The sequence below is a fragment of the Streptomyces sp. NPDC054770 genome, from assembly GCF_053611985.1.
The window spans coordinates 192,626-210,746 of record NZ_JBSHBL010000003.1 but is presented as its reverse complement, the minus strand read 5'-3'; the positions used below and the strand labels follow the sequence as shown (position 1 = coordinate 210,746).

Here is an 18,121-nt window from a genome sequence, read left to right as displayed (position 1 = left end):
TTACACGTTCCAGGCATCCCCCTAAGATGGGACTCATGGTGGACACCGAGAACTCACCCAAGCCGACATCCCTGGCCATGGACCTGCTGGGCGACTTCGACCGCACAGGCGGGCGGGAGATCCGGCTGAAGGCTCTCGTCGCCCTGGGCGAGGAGCTCGACATCTCCGGCCCGGTGATGCGGGTCACCCTGGCCAGGCTGCGCGAGCGTGGCTGGTTCGACGTGCGCCGCGAGGGCCGCGAATCGATCTACCGCTTCACGCCGACCGCCCTCCAGGCACTCGACGAGGGACGCCGGAAGATCTTCCGCGATCCGGCCACCCCCTGGAACGGAGAGTGGTCGATGGTCATCTACACGGTGCCGGAGAACGATCGCCAGACACGCGACGACTTGCGCAAGAAGCTGGCCTGGCTCGGCTTCGGCTCGCTCGCCGCCGCCACCTGGGTCTGCCCCCACCCCCGCCTGGACGCGGTCGCCAATGCCGCGGCACTGCTGCCCGCCGCCCGGCTGACCCTGCTCACGACCCGCACCACAGGCCTGCCGGCCGACCGCGCCATGGCCGCCCAGTGCTGGGAACTGGACGAGATCGCCGCCGACTACGCCGAGTTCGTACGACGGCTCCGCACCGGCCACGGGGACTACCGGGCCCGCACCCTCGATCCCGGCGCGGCACTCGCCGAGCGCGTCCGGCTCGTCAACGCGTACCGGCACGTCGTACAGCGGGACCCGCAGCTCCCGGCCGAGCTCCAGCCGCCCGGCTGGACCGGCGACGAGGCACACCGGCTCTTCATGCAGGCCCACGAGGCACTCGCCGCCACCTCGACCGATCTCTACGCGAAGGCCTCCGCCCAGTAATAAATAACATCCCCATGGCGGCAATCGTTTTGCTGTTATACATTGCTTCTCGAAGCCTAGTGGTCGAGGAGCTACGACATGCCCCACTACGAGTGCATCTCTGTTGAGACCGAAGATCGCGTCACCACGGTGACCCTCAACAGGCCGCACAAGCGCAACGCGATGAGTCCGCAGCTCAATGACGAGATGCTGGACGCTCTGACCCGCCTGTCCACGGACGGCGGGACGGACGTCCTGGTCCTCACCGGCGCGGGGGAGTCCTTCAGTGCCGGAATGGACCTCAAGGAGTACTTCCGGGAGACCGATCACGACCCGGTCCTCGCCGACAAGGCGAGGTGGACCATGCGGGAGTGGTCCTACAACCGGCTGCGTTTCTTTCCCCGGGTGACCATTGCCGCCGTCAACGGCTGGTGCTTCGGCGGAGCCTTCATGCCCCTCGTGTCGTGCGACCTCGCGATCGCCGCGGACGAGGCCCGGTTCGGGCTGTCCGAGGTGAACTGGGGCATCCTGCCGGGCGGCCTGGTCACCAGGGACATCGCGATGGCACTGGGCTACCGCGACGCGCTCTACTACGCCCTCACCGGCGACACCTTCGACGGCCGGCGCGCTCAGGAGATCGGGCTCGTCAACAGCTCGGTACCGAGGGAGCAGTTGGGCGAGGCGGTTCGCGAGCTCACCGCCAAGCTCCGCAAACTCAACCCCGAGGTGCTCCGCTCCACGAAGGAGACGTTCCGGCACGCGGCGACGATGAACTACGAGCAGGCCACCGACTACATGGCGGCCAAGTCGGCCCAGCTGCTGACCCGCGACCACGAGGACGGCCGGCAGAAGGGCCTCTCACAGTTCCTGGACACGAAGGAGATCAAGCCGGGGCTGGCCCCTTACCAGCGAACGGAATCCGACGCCTGAGGCGAGAAGACCGGCGGGGTACCCGCACCACCCGCCGGCGCGCGTCCAGTCCTGGAAGAGCGCCCCGCGAAATCAGTGCGGGGGAGACTGAAGGGAAACGCGACCAAGAGAGCAAACGTCAGACTGTTGCATATCTGGACGTCGCCCCGCCCAGGCATGGCTCCCCCGCGGGCGGTCGTTCGCGGTACGCAATCTCATGGTGCGCGCCACGAAGTCCGAGTTAATACCGGGAGGTGGACAGCCGCTCCGGTCCTGGTGAGGGTGGCACCGCGTACCAGGAGCTGTGAAGGAGCGATTGCCTCATGTGTGAATCTTCGACCGAGTGCACAGGCGTGTCACCGTCTCGCAGAACCCTGCTCGGCGCGGTGGCCGCGTCCGCAGCCGCCGTCGCCGTACCGATGCTGGGCGGGGAGGCGGCCGCGACCTCGGCCGCCTCCTCCGACACGGGTCTGTCCCTCACCCTCCTCGGCACCAACTCCGGGCCACCGCCGCTCTCGGCCCGGTACGGAATCTCCCAGGCGCTGGTGGTCAACGGCCGGACGTACGTGGTCGACTGCGGCCGGGGCGCGGTGAGTCAGTACATGCGCGCCGGACTGTCGATGCCCTCGCTGACGAGCATCTTCCTCACTCATCTCCACGCCGACCACATCGTCGACTACTACGCCTTCCCCATGCTCGCGGCCGGCGCCTCGGGCGCACAGGGCTTCCAGAGTCCCGTCGACGTGTACGGCCCCGGCCCGGCAGGCATCACTTCCACCGTCGCCGGAGCCCCCGGCCCCGTTCCCGGCACCGTCGAGATGACCAGGCTGGCAGGACAGGCGTACGCCGCAGCGCCCACCTTCTTCATGACCGAACACATCGGCATCGACCCGGCCACCCTGCTACGGGTCCACGACGTGCTTCCGCCGACGGGCACCGGCGCCTCCGCCACGAACACCGCCCCCGCCATGGCACCGTTCACGGTCATGGAGAACGACGACGTGAAGGTCACCGCCGTGCTCGTCCCGCACGGCGCGGTCTACCCCGCCTACGCCTACCGTTTCGACACCGACCACGGCAGCGTCGTCTTCTCCGGCGACACGACCCCGACCCCGAACGTGATCAGGCTCGCCCGGCACGCCGACGTCCTGGTGCACGAGGCCCTCGATCCCGACGGGCTGGCAGCCCTCGGCCTGCCGCAGTCCCTCATCGACCACATCCTGGCCACGCACACCAACGTGTCCGAACTCGGGTGGATCGCGGCCGAGGCCGGGGTGAGGACGCTGGTCGCCACCCACCTCAGCCCCGGAAACCCGGCCGCCACCACGGACGCCACCTGGCGCCGGCTCCTGCGTGGCAGCGCGCGCCGTGCCGACTTCGGCGGTCGGATGGTTCTGGGCGAGGATCTGATGCGCGTACCGGTGGGCCGAAAGAGCGCCGGCAGCCGTTGAGCGGGCCGGCGCCGCGGTCTTCAACAGCGCGTGTGTCCACGCCGACTCGGCCCGCCCGCACTGCTCAGGTGGACGGTGTGTGCCCGAACGTCGAATCGTAGTCGCGCCGGAATTCGGCCGGCAGGAACTCCCCCTCCAGCTGCCGCACCCTCTCGGTACCGGTGAGGGACGGGAGCGGAGCCGGCCCCCAGGGGCTCTCGGCAACCTTCTGCGCCCAGTCGTCGAGGGCGGGGGTTCCCTGCTGCCGGAAGGCATGCAGCAGATCCCACGCGGCCTGGAGACCGGACTTCGAGGCCAGTACCGGGAAGAGCGCGATCCGCAGGCCCAGCCGCTCGTATTCGTCGAGGGTGGGCCCCGGGCCCTCGCCTCCCCATACGGTCATCACCGGGGCCGGAATGCGCTCGCACGCCTCCTCGATCTGCTCCCGCGACTGGAGCGAGTTCAGCCAGACGAAGTCGACTCCCCCGTCCTCCACGTAGCGGATACAGCGCCGGACGGCCTCCTCGAAGCCGCCGTCCTCGGCGCCGATGGCGTCGCACCGCGCGCAGATCGTGAAGAGCGGATCCAGTTCGTCGCGGGCGCGTACGGCGGCTCGGTATTTGCCGACGGCCTCGTCCACCGAGACGAGTCGGCGTCCCGCGTCGGTGCCTGACTTCTTCGGTGCCTCCTGGTCCTCGATCTGGACCGCGGCCGCGCCCGACCGGACCAGCTGCTGCACCGCGAAATACACGTTCACCGCGTTGCCGTAGCCGGTGTCCCCGTCCACGAGGACGGGGATGTCGGCGTGACCGGCGACTCGACCGGCGTGGCCGGCCATGTCGTTGAGGCCGAGGACTCCGACGTCCGGTGCGCCGTACAGGAACGCCGCCGCCTGGGAGCCGGCCAGGAAGAACGCGTCGTACCCCGCGCGTTCGGTCATGGCGGCGTCCATCGGGCTGAATCCGCCGGGTACCACGGTCAGGCCCTCGCGGGCCAGCACGGACCGGAACAGTTCACGCTTCTGCGTAGCCGATCGCACCGTCGGCTCCTTTCGTCCGGGCAGAGCCTCAGGCTTCAGATCGGGTAGGTGGGAGCCGTCGGGCTCGCCGTCACCCACTGCCAGTGGGTGAACTCGTCGAGGTTCCAGTGGCCGCCGTGCCGGCCGCCGTTGCCCGAGCCGCCCAGGCCGCCCATGGGTATGTGTGCGGCGTCGTTGATCGTCTGTCCGTTGACGTGGACCATTCCGGCCCTGATCCGGCCCGCCACGACGAGGCCACGGGCGAAGTCCCTGGTGTGCACGGCGGCGGAGAGGCCGTACTCGCTGGAATTGGCGAGCGCCACCGCGTGGTCGTCGTCCGTGAAGGGGGTGACCGCGATCACGGGGCCGAAGATCTCCTCGGTGAACGCGGGGGAGGTGGGATCCACGTCGGCCAGCACGGTGGGGGTGAAGAACGTTCCGGTCCGGATGCCGCCCGAGACCAGCCGCGCGCCTGCCGACACCGCCTCGTTCACGATCTTCTCGACGCGGCCGGCCTGGTCCTCGTTGATGAGCGGACCGATGTTCACGGTCGGATCCGCCGGATCTCCGATGCGCAGGGCCTCGGCCTTGGCGGTGATCTTCTCGACGTAGGCGTCGGCGAGGCTCTCGTGGACGAGGTGACGGCCGGTGGCCATGCAGATCTGGCCCTGGTGGAGGAAGGATCCCCACGCGGCGTTGTTGACGGCGGCGTCGAGGTCGGCGTCGTCGAGCACCAACACCGGGTTGTTCCCGCCGAGTTCGAGTACCGCGCGCTTGATGAGCGCCCCGGCCGCGGCGCCGACGCGGCGCCCGGCGGCCGACGAGCCGGTGAAGGAGATCACCGGCACACGGGGGTCCGCGACCAGCGCCTCGCCGGTCTCCGGCCCGCCCGGAACGATGTGCAGCACCCCTGACGGCAGTCCCGCCCGTTCGAAAATCCTGGCGATCACCCAGCCACCGGAGAGCGCCGCCTTCGGGTCGGGCTTGAGCACCACGGCGTTGCCGAGGGCCAGAGCGGGTGCGACGGAGCGCATCGCGAGCAGCAGGGGGGCGTTCCAGGGAGCGATCACGCCCACGACGCCGACCGGGATGCGACGCGCCATGCTGAGCGTTCCCGGCGTGTCGTGCGGGAGCAACTCCCCTGTGGGGTGCTCTGTCAGCGCCGCGGCCGTGGAGAGTTCGTCGAGCGACTTCGTGATCTCCTGCTCGGCCTTCCCCCTGGTACTGCCCGTCTCCGCGATCAGGGTCGACACCACCTCGGCGCGGGCCTCGGCGAGGGCCGCGGCGGCGGTCAAGAGCACCTGCTTGCGGTGGCTGGCAGGGCCGAGGCCCCACCCCGGCTGAGCGCTCGCGGCCATGGCGCACGCGCGGTCGACGTCGGCGGGGTCGCCCACGCCGATCCGGCCGACAAGAGCCCCGTCCGCCGGGTTGCGCACCTCTCGCTCGCCGCCGGACGGGACACGCCATCCGTCGGAGAAGATCAACCCCTGGGTCGACGTCAGGTTCAGGGCGGACATGCGGACTCCCCTCTCGGTGGAACAGCCCCACGTTAAGATCCGCCACACCCCCGACGCCTTGAACCCGGTGCGCCAACCTGCGTCCCCTGTTTCCTACACGGTGTCGGATGCGATCATGGGACTGGGCGCGTGTCCGAGCGTCGGACGGGCGGGCCGTCCGCGTCCGGGCCCGGCAAGGAGGCCACTCATGGACATCGACGCGGTGGTGGAGCACCTCGCCGCACTGCTCGAACGGCCCTTGGTGCTGTACGACGTCGATCTGAACGTGGCCGCCTACAGCGCCCATGACGCGGACGTCGACGAGGCCCGTCGGCTGACGATCCTCTCGCGGCGCGGCAGCGCCACGGTCCGGGACATGCTGCGCGCCTCCGGGGCGGCCACCGCGCCCGCACCGGTGCGACTGCCGGCGGCGGACGGGGTGCCCGAGCGGATCGCGGTCGCGGTGCGCCACGACGGTCAGCTGATGGGCTACCTGGTCTGGGTCGAACCCGGCGCCCGGCAGGACGTCCCCGACACGGTGCGCGAGCTCGTCGACCGGTACGGACCGGACCTCGGCCGCCTGCTCGCGGTACGGGCGCTGGACAGCCAGGAGACGCGGTTGCGCATGCGCATGCTCGTGTCGGACCTGGTGTCCGACGACGCGGCACGGCGCGTCGAGGCCGCCCGCGCCCTGGTGGCCGACGGCGCGCTGCCGGACGCGGCCGAGTACACCGGACTCGTGATCGTCGCTCCCGGCGGGAGCGGCTCGTCGGCCGCGCAGCGGCGTACCGCCCTGGAGGGCGCGCTCGGGGGCCTGGCCCGGTCGATGCGGGAAACGGTGGCGGGTGCGGTGATCGGTGACCGGGCCGTGGCCGTCCTCGCCCACGGGTCGGGTCTGCCCCGGACGTCCGGGGGCCCACCCGCCCGTGACGGGGTGCTGGTCGGCATGGGTGCCCCGGTGCACGAGCTGTCCGACGCCGTTTCGTCGGTACGGCAGGCCCGTCTGGCCGTACGCGGAGGAGAGCTGGACCCGGTCCGTTACGGTCCGGTCGTCTCGTGGGACGACCTGGGCCTGGACCGGCTCCTGCTGCAACTGCCGTTGGAACGGCTGACGGTGGAGGACCTCCCCGCCTCGGTCGCCCGGCTGGTCGACCCGGCGTGCGGACCGGATCTCGCCAACACTCTGGACGTCTACCTGGACTGCGGCGCGGACGGCCAGGAGACCGCCCGGCGCCTGATGATCCACCGCAGCACCCTGTACTACCGGCTCGAACGCGCCCGCAAGGTCACGGGAGTGGACCTGCGTGACGGCGCGGCCCGCAGGGAGCTGCACACCGGGCTGCGTGTCGCACGGCTGGCGGGGATCCTGCCGCCTTCGCCTTCCGCCACGATCTGAAGGAGGCGGCCGAACAGAGGCACTTCCCGCGCTCTCCGACACCGTGTCGGAATTCCGGCTCCTCATGTGGTCCACCACATCCGATGTGCCTGCCTCCGAGCCTGGCGTTGACTCCGGGAGACACAGATCTCGCAGGGTCCAGGTCCGTAGGAGCACCCATGACCACCTCAGTACCGGCCGACACGCCCGATGCCCTCGCCTCGGCGAGCGGCGCCGTCGCCGACATCGGCGGCGCCACCGGCATCCTGACCGGAGACCAGTACCGCAAGAGCCTCGACGACGGCCGCGAGGTGTGGCTGTCGGGCGAGCGCGTGGACAACGTGGCCACACATCCGGCCTTCCGCGGTGTCGTCGACGAGTTCGCGAGACTGCTGGACCTGCGCCACTCCCCCGAGCACGTCGACCTGTCCACGTTCGTGTCGCCGGAGACGGGCAACCGCGTCAGCCAGGCGTACTCGATGCCGTCCACGCCCGAGGAGCTGCGCGCCAAGTTCGCGGCCAGCGAGTGGTGGATGCGCGAGAGCCTCGGCCAGCTCGGGCGCTCCCCCGACTTCATGTCGAACGTCGTCGTCGGCCTGCGCGACTACGCGCCCGAACTCGACGCCGCCCGGGAGGGGTTCGGGCAGCACGCCGTCGACTACCACCGTTACGCCAGCGAGCACGACCTCGTGCTCACCCACGCCCTGGGCGACCCCCAGATCGATCGCAGCGCGGACCCGCTGGTGGACGACACCCTGGCACTGCACGTCGTCGAGGAGAACGCGGACGGCGTGGTCGTGCGCGGCGCCAAGCAGCTCGCCACGCTGGCCCCCTTCTCGCACGAGGTCCTCGTCTACCTCAACGGCGTGACCGCCGCACGCGGAGCCGAGAAGTTCGTGCTGTGGTTCGCGCTGCCGATGAACGCCCCGGGCCTGAGGATCCTGTGCCGGGAGCCGTACAGCCTGGACACCGAGGGCCACACGCACCCGCTCGGACGTCGCTTCGACGAACAGGACGCGATGCTGTTCTTCGACGACGTGCTCATCCCCTGGGACCGGCTGTTCCTGCGCGGCGACAGCGTCACCGCGATCAAGGGGCTGGTCCGCATCAACGCGTGGAGCCTGCAGAGCACCCACATCCGGTTCCTGCAGCGGCTGCGGGTGTTCGTCTCCGTCGCGAAGATGGTGGCCCACTCGATCGGTGTGGACACCTTCCGCGGCATCCAGGAGCAGCTCGGCGAGCTGATCTCGTACGCCGAGACCCTGGAGCTGGGCATCATCGGCGCCGAGGCGGCGGCCGAGCGCACGCCCGGCGGGCTGCTGGCCCCGCGCGTCAGCTACGGCCTCGGTTTCTGGTCCGCGGGCGTGTCGGGGCGGGTGCCCGAGATCCTGCGCCAGATCGGCTCCTCGGGGCTGATCATGCAGCCCAGCGAGGCCGACCTCGCCTCCGAGCTGCGTCCCACGCTGGAGACGTACATGCGCGGCCACGACATCGGCGTGGACGAGAAGGCGCGGCTGTTCCGCATCGCCTGGGATCTGGTGGGCTCCGGATTCGGCTCGCGGCAGGAGCTGTACGAGTACCTGCACCGCGGCGAGCCGGGCGCCGGCCGCACCCGGCTGTGGCGCTCCTACGACAGCTCTGCCGTCGACGCGCAGATCCGTGACCTGATCTCCCGCCCCTGAACTCCCGAGAGGAGCCCCCGTTGATCATCGACGTCCACGGGCACGTGACCGCGCCCGACTCGCTCTACGTGTGGAAGTCCGGTCTGCTGTCCCACCGCGGTTCGCACGGCGTACGGCCGCCTGCCGTCAGCGACGACCAGCTCCGCGAGGCGTGGAACGCCCCGAACCCGAGCTTCGGCCACGTCTCCCACCTCGACCACCTCGACGAGGCCGGGATCGACGTCCAGCTGATCTCGCCGCGGCCGTACCAGATGATGCACAGCGAGCAGCCCGCCCGGATCGTCACGGCGTTCACCGAGGCGGTCAACGACGCGATCCACCAGTCCGTCCGGCTGTTCCCCGACCGGCTGCGCGGCATCGCGGGCCTGCCGCAGACCCCGGAGACTGACGTGGCCGCGTGGACGAAGGAGCTGCGCCGGACCGTCACGGAACTCGGTTTCGTCGGGGCATTGCTCAATCCCGACCCGTACGAGGGCACCCGGACGCCGCCCGCGCTGGGTGACCGCTACTGGTACCCGTTGTACGAGGCGCTGTGCGAACTCGACGTGCCCGCGGTCATCCACTCCGCCGGGTGCCGTCCGCCGGCCCGCGAGCCCTACAGCCTGCACTTCATCCAGGAGGAGACGGTCGCCGTCTGGAGCCTGCTCTCCTCCTCGGTGCTGACCGACTTCCCGGATCTCAAGATCGTGGTCTCGCACGGCGGCGGCGCGATCCCGTACCAGGTCGGACGCTTCCAGCCGGACGTCGTGCGCTCCGGCGGTGTGCCCTACATCGACCGGCTGCGGCGGCTCTGGTTCGACACCTGTCTCTACACGCAGGACGCCATCGAGCTGCTGATCCGCACGGTGGGCGTGGATCGCTGCCTGTTCGGCACGGAGAAGCCCGGCACCGGCTCGCAGATCAACCCCGCCACCGGCGGCTGGTTCGACGACATCCACACCCTGGTCGACGGCATCGAGTGGCTCAGCGACGGGGACCGCCAGGCGCTCTACGAGAAGAACGCCGTCTCGCTGTTCCGGATCTGACGGAGGATCACATGGCTCGCATTGTCACGGGGATCGGCTCCTCGCACGGCCCCCAGCTGAAGATGGCACCGGAATTGTGGCACGTGCGCGGCACCGCAGACCGCCGCAGCGTCTCCCTCGCGTTCCGGGGCGGAACGTACACGTTCGCCGAACTGACCGCACTGCGCGAGGACTTCACGCACCAGTGCACGGCCGAGGTCCAGGCGCGGCGCGCGGCCTCCTGCCAGAGCGCCCTGGACGGCCTGGGCCGGCATCTGGAGAAGGCCGACGTGGATGTGCTGGTCATCGTCACCAGTGACCACAAGGAGGTCTACGACGACGAGTTGCTGCCGGCCTTCGCCGTCTACTGGGGCGACGAGGTGGCCCATGTGCCGTTCACCCAGGAGCAGTTGGACGCGATGCCGCCGGGCCTGGCGGAGGCCGCCTTCGGGGATGTCCCCGACCACCTGATCACCCGGCCCACCGCCTCGGCGCTGGCCCGCCACCTCATCACGGAGACCGTCCAGGTCGGCTTCGACACGGCGGCCTCCAAGCGACTGCCCGCGGGCGATTACGCCAACCACAGCATTCCGCACGGCTTCGGCTTCATCTACCAGCGGATCCTGGGCGAGACCTCGGCAGTGCCGTTCGTGCCGGTGTTCGTGAACACCTTCTACGAGCCCAACCCGCCGACGGCCCGGCGATGTGTCGCCTTCGGCGAGGCCCTCGCCGCCGCCATCGCCTCCTTCCCCGAAGACCTGCGGGTCGGTCTTGTCGCCTCCGGCGGCCTGTCGCACTTCGTCGTGGACGAGGAGCTCGACCAGCGCTTCCTGGCGGCCCTGCGGGCCGGGGACACCGCCGCCCTGGCGGAGTTCACCGCCGAGGAGATGCGGTCGGGCAGTTCCGAGCTGCGGAACTGGATCACCGTCGCGGCCGCCGCGAACGCCACCGGGCTGGCCGTGGACTCCGTGCGCTACGAACCCTGCTACCGCACTGAGGCCGGCACCGGCAACGCGATGGGCTTCGTCACCTGGAGCCCGGCATGACGGCGAACGCGGTGAACGCCGTGGCGGACACCGCTGATCCGCTGGTGCTCAAGCAGCTGCGCGGGCTGGACGCCTGCGCCGTCTCCGACGCGCTGGACTCCCTGGGCCTGCCCGGTGCCGTCACGGGTGTCGCCCCCATGTGGGCGGCTCCGGGCGTCATGGTCGGGCGGGTCCGCACGGTCAAGGCGGTGCCGGCCGGCGCCGACGGTCCCACCACGCACATCGCGTCGCCCCTCGTGGCCGTCGCGGGAGCCGGTGACGTGGTGGTCGTCGACAACGACGGCCGGACGGACGTCTCCTGCTGGGGCGGTCTGCTGGCCGAGGCCGCGACCGTCCGCGGTGTCGCGGGCGTCGTCGTCGACGGTGCCTGCCGCGACGTCCAGGAGTGCGAGCAGCTCGGCCTGCCGCTGTTCGCTCGCGCCGCGGTGCCGGTGAGCGCGCGCGGCCGGATCGTCCAGCAGGCCATGGACGTCCCCGTGTCGGTCGGCGGTGTCACCGTCGAGCCCGGGGACTGGCTGGTCGCCGACCGCAACGGGCTCGCCTTCATCCCCCGGACCCGCCTCGACGACGTAGTCGCCGCGGGCCTGCGGATCGTGCGCCGCGAACGCCTCATGGGCGAGGCCGTCCGGGCCGGGCGCTCGGTCGTCGACGTCATGCACGACTCGCAGTTCACCGCCGCCCGCTTCCAGGAGCCGACCTCATGACCGACCTCGCCGACTGGTCCGGCCTCTCCGCGGCCACCGTCTCCGACGCCCTCGACCGGCTCTCGCTGCCCGGCTCGCTGCTCGGCCTGGCGCCCCTGGGCGCCGGGCAGCGACTGGTCGGCCGCGCCTTCACCGTGCGCTACCAGGCCGCGGGATCCCCTCCCGGCACCGTGGGCGACTACCTCGACGACGTCGGGCCCGGTCAGGTCGTCGTCCTCGACAACTCCGGCCGTACCGACGCCACCGTCTGGGGCGACATCCTCACCGCCGTCGCCCACCGGCGCGGAGTGGCCGGAACCGTCATCGACGGTGTCTGCCGCGACACCCACCGCGCACTCGGGCTCGGCTACCCCGTGTACAGCCGGGGCCGGTTCATGCGCACCGGCAAGGACCGCGTGGAGGTGGCCGAGGTCCAGGGACCGGTCACGGTCGGCGGTGTCCAGGTACGGCCGGGCGACCTGCTGATCGGCGACGAGGACGGCGTGGTCGCCGTGCCCTGGGACCGCGCGGAGGACGTCCTCGGTGCGGCACGCGAGATCGAGCAGCGGGAGGCCGGCATCCTGGCCGCCGCGCTGGAGGGCGCCACCATCGCGGAGGCGCGGGCCCGCTACGGCTACCACCTGTTGCAGCGGAGGTCACGATGAGCGCCCTCGACGCCGGTGAGCTGAAGGAACTGCTCGACCTCGGCTCGGCCACCGCCTACGAGGCGTCCGAACTGCCGTGCGCCCTCCCACCGGTGTTCCGGCCGGCCTGGGCGGGCGCACGGTGTGTGGGCACCGCCCTGCCCGTCGCCGCGGCACCGGGCGACAACCTCCCCCTGCACTGGGCTCTTGAGGCGGCGGTCCCGGGCGACGTGCTCGTCGTCGACGCCGGCGGCAGCAAGCACGGCTACTGGGGCGAGGTCCTCGCCGCGTCCGCCCTCGCCCGTGGTGTCGCCGGACTGGTCATCGACGGTGGCGTGCGCGACACCGACCGGCTGCGCGAGCTCGGCTTCCCCGCGTTCTCGACGTCGGTCTCCATCCTGGGCACCGGAAAGTCCTGGCCCGGCCGCGTCGGCAGCCCCGTTCAGCTGCGGGGCCACCGCGTGGCACGGGGCGACCTGGTCGTCGCGGACGCGGACGGCATCGCGGTACTGCCCGCCGCCGAGATCCGGCGCATACGGGACGCGGCACGGGCCCGCGCCGCCAAGGAGGACCGGTACATGGCGCGGCTGCGCGAAGGCGCCCTCACCCTCGACCTCTACGGATTCCGCGAACTGGGACAACCGGAGGACCACAGATGACCGCCACACCATCCACCGCTCCCTCACCCCCGCCGGCGCAGAGCCTGGCGGACCTGGAGGACGCCTTCCGCGGCGCCGCCGGCCGCTTCGCCTCCGGCGTGACCGTCGTGGCCCTGCGCGGGCCCAGCGGCCTGTACGGCCTCACCGCGACCTCCTTCGTCTCACTCTCGCTGCGCCCACTGCTGGTGTCGGTGTCGGTGAACACCGGCAGCGCCCTGCTGGACGAGGTGCGCGCCGCAGGCGCGTTCTCCGTGAACGTGCTGGGCCAGGACCAGCAAGCCGTGTCGAAGTACTTCGCCACGCGTGGCCGCGGGTTCAGCCAGGACGCGTTTCCCGGCATCCCGAGCCGCACCGAGGTCACCGGCGCGCCCGTACTGGACGGCAGTCTCGCCTGGTTCGACGCGACGGTGGAGGCGATCCTCCCCGCCGGCGACCACGAGACCCTGGTGGGAACCGTCAAAGCCGCGGGCCGCCGCGACGGCGAGCCCCTGGTCTACTGGTCCGGCGGCTACCGGCGTCTGGATCCGACGGATCCCGGTTCCCCGGACGACCGCATCGCTCCCCTGTCGGCCGCCCTGTCCGAGCACCTGAGCGCCTCGGGTCTGTCGCCGTCGGACCTCATCGACGCCCAACTCGCCCTGGAGCCGGTGGCCGCCGAACTCGCCGCGTTCCGCCACGACCCGGACACACTCGCCACGTTGCAGGAGACCATGCACCGCGCCCACGCGGCAGCGGGAGACCCGGAGGCGTTCACCGCCGAGGCCGTGGCGTTCCACACCGCGCTGGGCCGGGCCAGCGGCAACCCCGCCATCCGCGCGGCGCTCGACACCCTGGTCCACGCCCGGCACCGGCACTACGCGGCGGGCACCGACGAAGCGGCCACCGCCCACACCAACACCGCGCACCAGGTGATCTACGACGCGATCGCCCGGGGCGACGCCGAGGCGGCCCGCGTGGCCATGACGGACCACCTGGCCGTCGTACGCACCGGTCTGCGCCAAGCCCGGTCCGCGACCGGCGACTGACCGGATCGCACCTCCGCCACCAGGAAGCAGCAGTGAAGCAGCAGGAGGCCCTCCGTATGAGCGGAACCGACACCCCCGTCCGACTGAAGGCCGTCGAGGCGCCCGGCCAACCCGAGGTCACCCCAGGACTCCAGTCCCTGTACCGCGGATTCGAACGCGAACTCCTCGTCCCTCTGTGGACCGAGATCGGTGACCTGATGCCCGCGCACCCGCGGTCCAGGGCCGTACCGCACCTGTGGCGCTGGGACCGGCTGCGCGAACTGGCGAACCGGGCCGGGGAGTTGGTTCCGGTGGGCCGCGGGGGCGAGCGCCGGGCGATCTCCCTCGCCAACCCGGCGCTGGGCGGCCGCCCCTTCGCAACTCCCACCCTCTGGGCGGCCATCCAGTACCTGATGCCCGGCGAGGACGCCCCCGAGCACCGTCACACACAGCACGCCTTCCGCTTCGTCGTAGAGGGCGAAGGCGTGTGGACCGTGGTGGACGGCGACCCGGTGCCCATGCGACGGGGCGACTTCCTGCCCCAAGCGGGGTGGAACTGGCACGCCCACCACAATGCCACCGCCGAGCCGATGGCCTGGATCGACGGCCTGGACATCCCTTTCCAGTACGTCACGGAGGCCCAGTTCTTCGAGTTCGGCCGCGACCGGATCAGTGACGCGGAGCGGACCACTCCCGACCGCTCGCGGTCGGAACGCCTGTGGGGTCACCCCGGGCTCCGCCCCGTCTCGGCCGGTACGACGGCTCCCGGCTCGCCGCTGCTGGCGTACCGCTGGGCACACACGAACCGGGCTCTGGCCGACCAACTCGCCATCGAAACAGAGGGGTTCAACGCCACAGTCGAACCCGGCCACGCCGCCGTCCGCTTCACCGACCCGGCGACCGGAGCCGACGTGCTGCCCACCATCCGGGCCGAGATGCACCGGGTCGTGCGCGGCGCGGAGACCGCCCCGGTGCGCGAGACGGGCTCTTCGGTCTACCAGGTCTTCGACGGCTCCGGCACGGTCACCGTGGGCGAACAGACCTGGACGGTAGCGCGCGGCGACCTGTTCGTCGTCCCCTCCTGGCAACCCTTCTCGGCGCGTTCCGAGGCGGGAGCCACCGACTCCGACTCGGGCGCCCTCGACCTGTTCCGTTTCAGCGACGCGCCCGTCTTCGAGGCGCTCCACCTCAACCGCGCGCACACCCAAGGAGCCACCCGATGAAGCTCGCCACCCTCCGAACCGACGGCACGACCAGGGCCGTACGGCTCGACGGCGACGTCCTGATCGACCTCGGCGACTCCGATCTCGGCACCTTCCTGGCCCGGCCGGACTGGCACGAACGCGCCCACAGCGCCACCGCGGCCGGTACGACGACGTATCCGGTGGCCGGCGCCGACTTCGCACCCGTGGTACCCCGCCCCTCCAAGGTGGTGTGCGTAGGACTCAACTACCGCAATCACATCAAGGAGATGGGCCGCGACCTGCCCGAACACCCCACCCTTTTCGCGAAGTTCGGCGACAGCCTGATCGGAGCCGGCGACGACATCGCACGACCGGAGGAGACGACTCAGTTCGACTGGGAAGTGGAGCTCGCGGTCGTCATCGGCAAACCCGTCCGCCGGGCCACACCTGACGAGGCCGTGGAAGCGATCGCGGGGTTCACCACGTTCAACGACATCACCTGCCGTGACTGGCAGTTCCGCACCCGCGAGTGGCTCCAGGGCAAGATGTGGGACTCCTCGACGCCCGTCGGCCCCTACCTGGTGACGCCGGACGAACTGCCCGGCGGTGTCCGCCCGACACTCGACATACGGCTTGAGGTGGACGGCGAGGTCATGCAGTCCGACTCCACCGGCGACCTGCTCTTCGCCCCCGTCGCCCTCGTCGAGTACGTCTCCACGATCGTGCGGCTCAACCCCGGCGACATCATCGCCACCGGCACTCCCGGCGGAGTCGGACACGCCCGCAAGCCCCCGCGCTTCCTGCTGGGCGGCGAGACCGTCGTGGCGGAGGTCGCAGGGATCGGCCGGCTCCACAACCGCGTCGTCCAGGAGGCGCGGGCCCGATGAACCGATCCCTCGCAGACGCCCGCCGCTGGATGCGGGAAGGAACCGAACTCCTCATCCACGCCACGGCTCGACTCGACGAGGCGGCCTACGACACGCCCTCGCGCCTTCCCGGCTGGTCCCGCAAGCACGTGGTGGCACACGTCGCCGCCAACGCGGACGCCCTGGCCAACCTGGTCCACTGGGCCGCGACCGGCATGCCGACCCCGATGTACGCCTCCCCCGAGGAACGCGCGACCGGCATCAGGGAAGGCAGCAGACAGCCGGGCACACGCCTCACGGAATGGCTCCGGCTCTCCTCCCATGCCCTGGAGAAGGCGATGGACGAACTGGACCCGAGCCAGTGGGCGACGCGAGTACTCACCGCACAGGGCCGCACCGTCGCGGCCACCGAGATCCCGTGGCTGCGCTCGCGCGAGGTATGGGTGCATGCCGTCGACCTGGGCAGCGGAATCGGCTTCACCGCCCTGCCCACCGACTTCCTCACCGCGTTGTGCGACGACATCGTGACCAGACGCAGCGGCGCCCCAGGACCTGAAGTCGTCCTCCGACCGACCGACATCCCCGCCCGCTGGTATCTGCCCGGCACACCGGACGCGGCCGAGGAAGCGGTCACCGTCACGGGCCCTCTCGCCGAGGTCACCGCATACCTGGCCGGCCGACATCACGGCGCGACGACGGCCGGATCAGCGGCGGTACCGGAACTGCCTGCCTGGCTGTAGGCACCAGATGTATTGATCCGCAGGGTTGTTGACACGGCTGATCGGTGGCTGGCCGCCGAGTGCCGTGTGCCGGCGGTGGTGGTTGTAGGTGTGCAGGAAGTCTGCCTGGGCTTCAGTCCGTTCGGTGTCGCTGGCGTAGGGCCGCTGGTAGGCCCACTCGTCGAGCAGGGCGCGGTTGAAGCGTTCGACCTTGCCGATCGATGGCCGCGCTCGAGGACCTCAGTCGCTGGGCCAGTTGTAGGGCAGAAACTTCCCGTCGAAGGTGATGACGACATGCTCGGCCCCGTCGTGGGTCACGCGCCCGATGTCCAGCTTGAAGTTGATCGCGCTCATGATCCCGTCGCCGAACTGTTCGTGGATCAGCTCTTTCAGGGCCGGGCCGTAGACCTGCAGCGCCTCATAGAGGCGGTAGATCGTCGGATCGGTCGGTATCGCGGTGGGGAGGCCGCCGCGATACGGAACGGCGGCGAGCACCGGCACAGCTTCCGCAGGCAGGTCGAGCAGCTCGGCGACCTGACGTGCGCTGTCCGGTGGGAGTGGATGTTGCCCGAGCAATGCCGCGGTGGTCCACACCAGCGGCCGGCCGATTGCGTCAGCCAGCTGCTGCCACGTGATGCCCTTGGCCAGTCTGCTGGAAACGATCGCGGCCGTTGTCTCGTCGCGGGTCATGCCCGGTCGGTGGTCGCTCGGCGCCGGTTGCGCGCCGCCGTCTGCCGTGTCCTTCCGCGTGTCGTTCATCGCTGTGAGACCTTCCTGTCCAGGGGTCCGGTAGGTGTGCCGCGAACGACCGGCCGGGCTGCCGAGGGAGCTTTCTGGCCGGTCGCCGCTTGCGACTGGTGCTCAGACGAGCGCCGGTGCGGGAGCGGGCAGGTACGGGGTGATGTTGCGCCAGGCGCGCTCCATGTATTCCTCCTTCTCGCCGACCGGGGCGACATAGTGCAGCGCACCGTCGGCGGCCTCCTTGCCCTCGAGGCGGGCGATTGCCCAGGCGGCGAGGTAGTGCGAGGCCAGGCAGCCGCCGGCGGTGGCGATGTTGTCCTTGGCGTAGAAGGGCTGGTTGAGTACCTCGACGCCGGCGGCGATGACCCAGGGCTTGGTGATCAGGTCGATGCAGGCGGGGATGCCGTCGAGCAGGCCGAGCTTGGCCAGCACGAGCGCGCCGGAGCACTGCGCCGCGATGAGCTGGCGCGAAGGGTCCAGGTTGCGCAGGATGTTCATGATCTCCGGGTCTTCGACGACCTCGCGGGTGGCGATGCCACTGCCGACGATCACGGCGTCGGCGGCACACGCCTCCTCAAGAGTAGACATCTGCTCGATGACCACCCCGTTCATCGACGTCACCTTGGGGCTGGGGGTGGCGATGGTGACGCGCCAGTCGTCGGTCTTGATGCGGTTGAGCACACCGAGTGCGATCAGGGAGTCGAGCTCGTTGTAGCCCTCGAAGGTGAGGATGGCGATGTGCACGGCGGCTGTCCTTTCCGGTGGGTGGGTCTTGACGGTAGGGAGCCGCGAACAGGACAGTCAAAGAATTGTCATGCGTACAATCCG

At 70.7% G+C, this 18,121-nt stretch carries 18 protein-coding genes and 1 pseudogene; 14 read left to right on the top strand and 5 right to left on the bottom strand.

What is annotated here, in order from left to right; translation table 11 throughout:
* The first annotated feature begins 35 nt into the window (after nt 1-35).
* From ACWGKQ_RS05030 to ACWGKQ_RS05020, 3 genes are all read left to right on the top strand, one after another.
* Nucleotides 36-854: a PaaX family transcriptional regulator gene (locus tag ACWGKQ_RS05030; RefSeq protein WP_453290458.1), complete on the top strand. Its 819-nt coding sequence runs from the start codon at nt 36-38 to the stop codon at nt 852-854.
* Between the two features lie 78 nt (nt 855-932).
* Nucleotides 933-1,763 carry a p-hydroxycinnamoyl CoA hydratase/lyase gene (locus ACWGKQ_RS05025; protein WP_453290457.1) on the top strand — a complete coding sequence of 277 codons (831 nt, stop codon included), beginning with the start codon at nt 933-935 and terminating at the stop codon, nt 1,761-1,763.
* Between the two features lie 302 nt (nt 1,764-2,065).
* Complete coding sequence (locus ACWGKQ_RS05020) at nt 2,066-3,193, top strand: MBL fold metallo-hydrolase (protein ID WP_453290456.1); 1,128 nt, start codon at nt 2,066-2,068, stop codon at nt 3,191-3,193.
* 64 nt (nt 3,194-3,257) lie between these two features.
* Here the strand turns inward: ACWGKQ_RS05020 and ACWGKQ_RS05015 are convergent, their stop codons facing one another.
* Together ACWGKQ_RS05015 and ACWGKQ_RS05010 are read right to left on the bottom strand one after the other, a co-directional pair.
* A complete protein-coding gene (locus tag ACWGKQ_RS05015; RefSeq protein WP_453290455.1) occupies nt 3,258-4,211 on the bottom strand; it encodes an isocitrate lyase/PEP mutase family protein in 954 nt (317 codons plus the stop codon).
* 35 nt (nt 4,212-4,246) lie between these two features.
* Nucleotides 4,247-5,707: an aldehyde dehydrogenase family protein gene (locus ACWGKQ_RS05010; protein ID WP_453290454.1), complete on the bottom strand. Its 1,461-nt coding sequence runs from the start codon at nt 5,705-5,707 to the stop codon at nt 4,247-4,249.
* A 187-nt stretch (nt 5,708-5,894) separates the two neighbouring features.
* Between ACWGKQ_RS05010 and ACWGKQ_RS05005 the strand changes: the two genes are divergently transcribed.
* The 11 genes from ACWGKQ_RS05005 to ACWGKQ_RS04955 all read left to right on the top strand — a co-directional run bounded on the left by ACWGKQ_RS05005 (nt 5,895) and on the right by ACWGKQ_RS04955 (nt 16,573).
* Nucleotides 5,895-7,082: a PucR family transcriptional regulator gene (locus tag ACWGKQ_RS05005; RefSeq protein WP_453290453.1), complete on the top strand. Its 1,188-nt coding sequence runs from the start codon at nt 5,895-5,897 to the stop codon at nt 7,080-7,082.
* Nucleotides 7,083-7,240: 158 nt separating this feature from the next.
* Entirely contained in the window at nt 7,241-8,743 is a 1,503-nt protein-coding gene (locus ACWGKQ_RS05000) for a 4-hydroxyphenylacetate 3-hydroxylase family protein (protein WP_453290452.1), read from the top strand.
* A gap of 20 nt (nt 8,744-8,763) precedes the next feature.
* Nucleotides 8,764-9,768: an amidohydrolase family protein gene (locus ACWGKQ_RS04995; RefSeq protein WP_453290451.1), complete on the top strand. Its 1,005-nt coding sequence runs from the start codon at nt 8,764-8,766 to the stop codon at nt 9,766-9,768.
* A gap of 11 nt (nt 9,769-9,779) precedes the next feature.
* Nucleotides 9,780-10,793, top strand: a complete 1,014-nt coding sequence (locus ACWGKQ_RS04990) for a DODA-type extradiol aromatic ring-opening family dioxygenase (protein WP_453290450.1) — start codon at nt 9,780-9,782, stop codon at nt 10,791-10,793.
* The gene (locus ACWGKQ_RS04985) at nt 10,790-11,497 is read left to right on the top strand and encodes an RraA family protein (RefSeq protein WP_453290449.1); all 708 of its coding nucleotides are present in this window, start codon (nt 10,790-10,792) and stop codon (nt 11,495-11,497) included. Before ACWGKQ_RS04990 ends, ACWGKQ_RS04985 begins: the two co-directional genes overlap by 4 nt.
* Nucleotides 11,494-12,141, top strand: coding sequence for an RraA family protein (locus tag ACWGKQ_RS04980; protein WP_453290448.1), 648 nt, complete (start codon nt 11,494-11,496; stop codon nt 12,139-12,141). The genes ACWGKQ_RS04985 and ACWGKQ_RS04980 overlap by 4 nt, the downstream gene beginning before the upstream one ends.
* A complete protein-coding gene (locus ACWGKQ_RS04975) occupies nt 12,138-12,779 on the top strand; it encodes a 4-carboxy-4-hydroxy-2-oxoadipate aldolase/oxaloacetate decarboxylase (protein ID WP_453290447.1) in 642 nt (213 codons plus the stop codon). Before ACWGKQ_RS04980 ends, ACWGKQ_RS04975 begins: the two co-directional genes overlap by 4 nt.
* Nucleotides 12,776-13,804: a flavin reductase gene (locus ACWGKQ_RS04970; protein WP_453290446.1), complete on the top strand. Its 1,029-nt coding sequence runs from the start codon at nt 12,776-12,778 to the stop codon at nt 13,802-13,804. The genes ACWGKQ_RS04975 and ACWGKQ_RS04970 overlap by 4 nt, the downstream gene beginning before the upstream one ends.
* 56 nt (nt 13,805-13,860) lie before the next feature.
* Nucleotides 13,861-15,006: a cupin domain-containing protein gene (locus tag ACWGKQ_RS04965; RefSeq protein WP_453290445.1), complete on the top strand. Its 1,146-nt coding sequence runs from the start codon at nt 13,861-13,863 to the stop codon at nt 15,004-15,006.
* On the top strand, nt 15,003-15,854 hold the full coding sequence (locus ACWGKQ_RS04960) for a fumarylacetoacetate hydrolase family protein (protein WP_453290444.1): 852 nt from the start codon (nt 15,003-15,005) through the stop codon (nt 15,852-15,854). The genes ACWGKQ_RS04965 and ACWGKQ_RS04960 overlap by 4 nt, the downstream gene beginning before the upstream one ends.
* The gene (locus ACWGKQ_RS04955; protein ID WP_453290443.1) at nt 15,851-16,573 is read left to right on the top strand and encodes a maleylpyruvate isomerase family mycothiol-dependent enzyme; all 723 of its coding nucleotides are present in this window, start codon (nt 15,851-15,853) and stop codon (nt 16,571-16,573) included. Before ACWGKQ_RS04960 ends, ACWGKQ_RS04955 begins: the two co-directional genes overlap by 4 nt.
* Here ACWGKQ_RS04955 and ACWGKQ_RS04950 read toward each other — a convergent pair.
* The 3 genes and pseudogenes from ACWGKQ_RS04950 to ACWGKQ_RS04940 all read right to left on the bottom strand — a co-directional run.
* A pseudogene (locus ACWGKQ_RS04950) lies at nt 16,538-16,768 on the bottom strand (integrase core domain-containing protein); the annotation flags it as partial. The gene ACWGKQ_RS04955 and the pseudogene ACWGKQ_RS04950 sit on opposite strands and share 36 nt — an antisense overlap.
* Before the next feature lie 24 nt (nt 16,769-16,792).
* The gene (cynS, locus tag ACWGKQ_RS04945) at nt 16,793-17,242 is read right to left on the bottom strand and encodes a cyanase (RefSeq protein ID WP_453290526.1); all 450 of its coding nucleotides are present in this window, start codon (nt 17,240-17,242) and stop codon (nt 16,793-16,795) included.
* Nucleotides 17,243-17,413: 171 nt separating this feature from the next.
* Nucleotides 17,414-18,037: a DJ-1/PfpI family protein gene (locus ACWGKQ_RS04940; protein ID WP_453290442.1), complete on the bottom strand. Its 624-nt coding sequence runs from the start codon at nt 18,035-18,037 to the stop codon at nt 17,414-17,416.
* Nucleotides 18,038-18,121 lie beyond the last annotated feature (84 nt).

What these genes read in the sequence shown, in the direction of transcription:
- ACWGKQ_RS05030 (WP_453290458.1), top strand. Translation starts at nt 36, where the DNA reads ATGGTGGACACCGAGAACTCACCCAAGCCGACATCCCTGGCCATGGAC.
- ACWGKQ_RS05025 (WP_453290457.1), top strand. Translation starts at nt 933, where the DNA reads ATGCCCCACTACGAGTGCATCTCTGTTGAGACCGAAGATCGCGTCACC.
- ACWGKQ_RS05020 (WP_453290456.1), top strand. Translation starts at nt 2,066, where the DNA reads ATGTGTGAATCTTCGACCGAGTGCACAGGCGTGTCACCGTCTCGCAGA.
- ACWGKQ_RS05010 (WP_453290454.1), bottom strand. Translation starts at nt 5,707, where the DNA reads ATGTCCGCCCTGAACCTGACGTCGACCCAGGGGTTGATCTTCTCCGAC.
- ACWGKQ_RS05005 (WP_453290453.1), top strand. Translation starts at nt 5,895, where the DNA reads ATGGACATCGACGCGGTGGTGGAGCACCTCGCCGCACTGCTCGAACGG.
- ACWGKQ_RS05000 (WP_453290452.1), top strand. Translation starts at nt 7,241, where the DNA reads ATGACCACCTCAGTACCGGCCGACACGCCCGATGCCCTCGCCTCGGCG.
- ACWGKQ_RS04990 (WP_453290450.1), top strand. Translation starts at nt 9,780, where the DNA reads ATGGCTCGCATTGTCACGGGGATCGGCTCCTCGCACGGCCCCCAGCTG.
- ACWGKQ_RS04985 (WP_453290449.1), top strand. Translation starts at nt 10,790, where the DNA reads ATGACGGCGAACGCGGTGAACGCCGTGGCGGACACCGCTGATCCGCTG.
- ACWGKQ_RS04980 (WP_453290448.1), top strand. Translation starts at nt 11,494, where the DNA reads ATGACCGACCTCGCCGACTGGTCCGGCCTCTCCGCGGCCACCGTCTCC.
- ACWGKQ_RS04975 (WP_453290447.1), top strand. Translation starts at nt 12,138, where the DNA reads ATGAGCGCCCTCGACGCCGGTGAGCTGAAGGAACTGCTCGACCTCGGC.
- ACWGKQ_RS04970 (WP_453290446.1), top strand. Translation starts at nt 12,776, where the DNA reads ATGACCGCCACACCATCCACCGCTCCCTCACCCCCGCCGGCGCAGAGC.
- ACWGKQ_RS04965 (WP_453290445.1), top strand. Translation starts at nt 13,861, where the DNA reads ATGAGCGGAACCGACACCCCCGTCCGACTGAAGGCCGTCGAGGCGCCC.
- ACWGKQ_RS04960 (WP_453290444.1), top strand. Translation starts at nt 15,003, where the DNA reads ATGAAGCTCGCCACCCTCCGAACCGACGGCACGACCAGGGCCGTACGG.
- ACWGKQ_RS04955 (WP_453290443.1), top strand. Translation starts at nt 15,851, where the DNA reads ATGAACCGATCCCTCGCAGACGCCCGCCGCTGGATGCGGGAAGGAACC.
- cynS (WP_453290526.1), bottom strand. Translation starts at nt 17,242, where the DNA reads ATGACCCGCGACGAGACAACGGCCGCGATCGTTTCCAGCAGACTGGCC.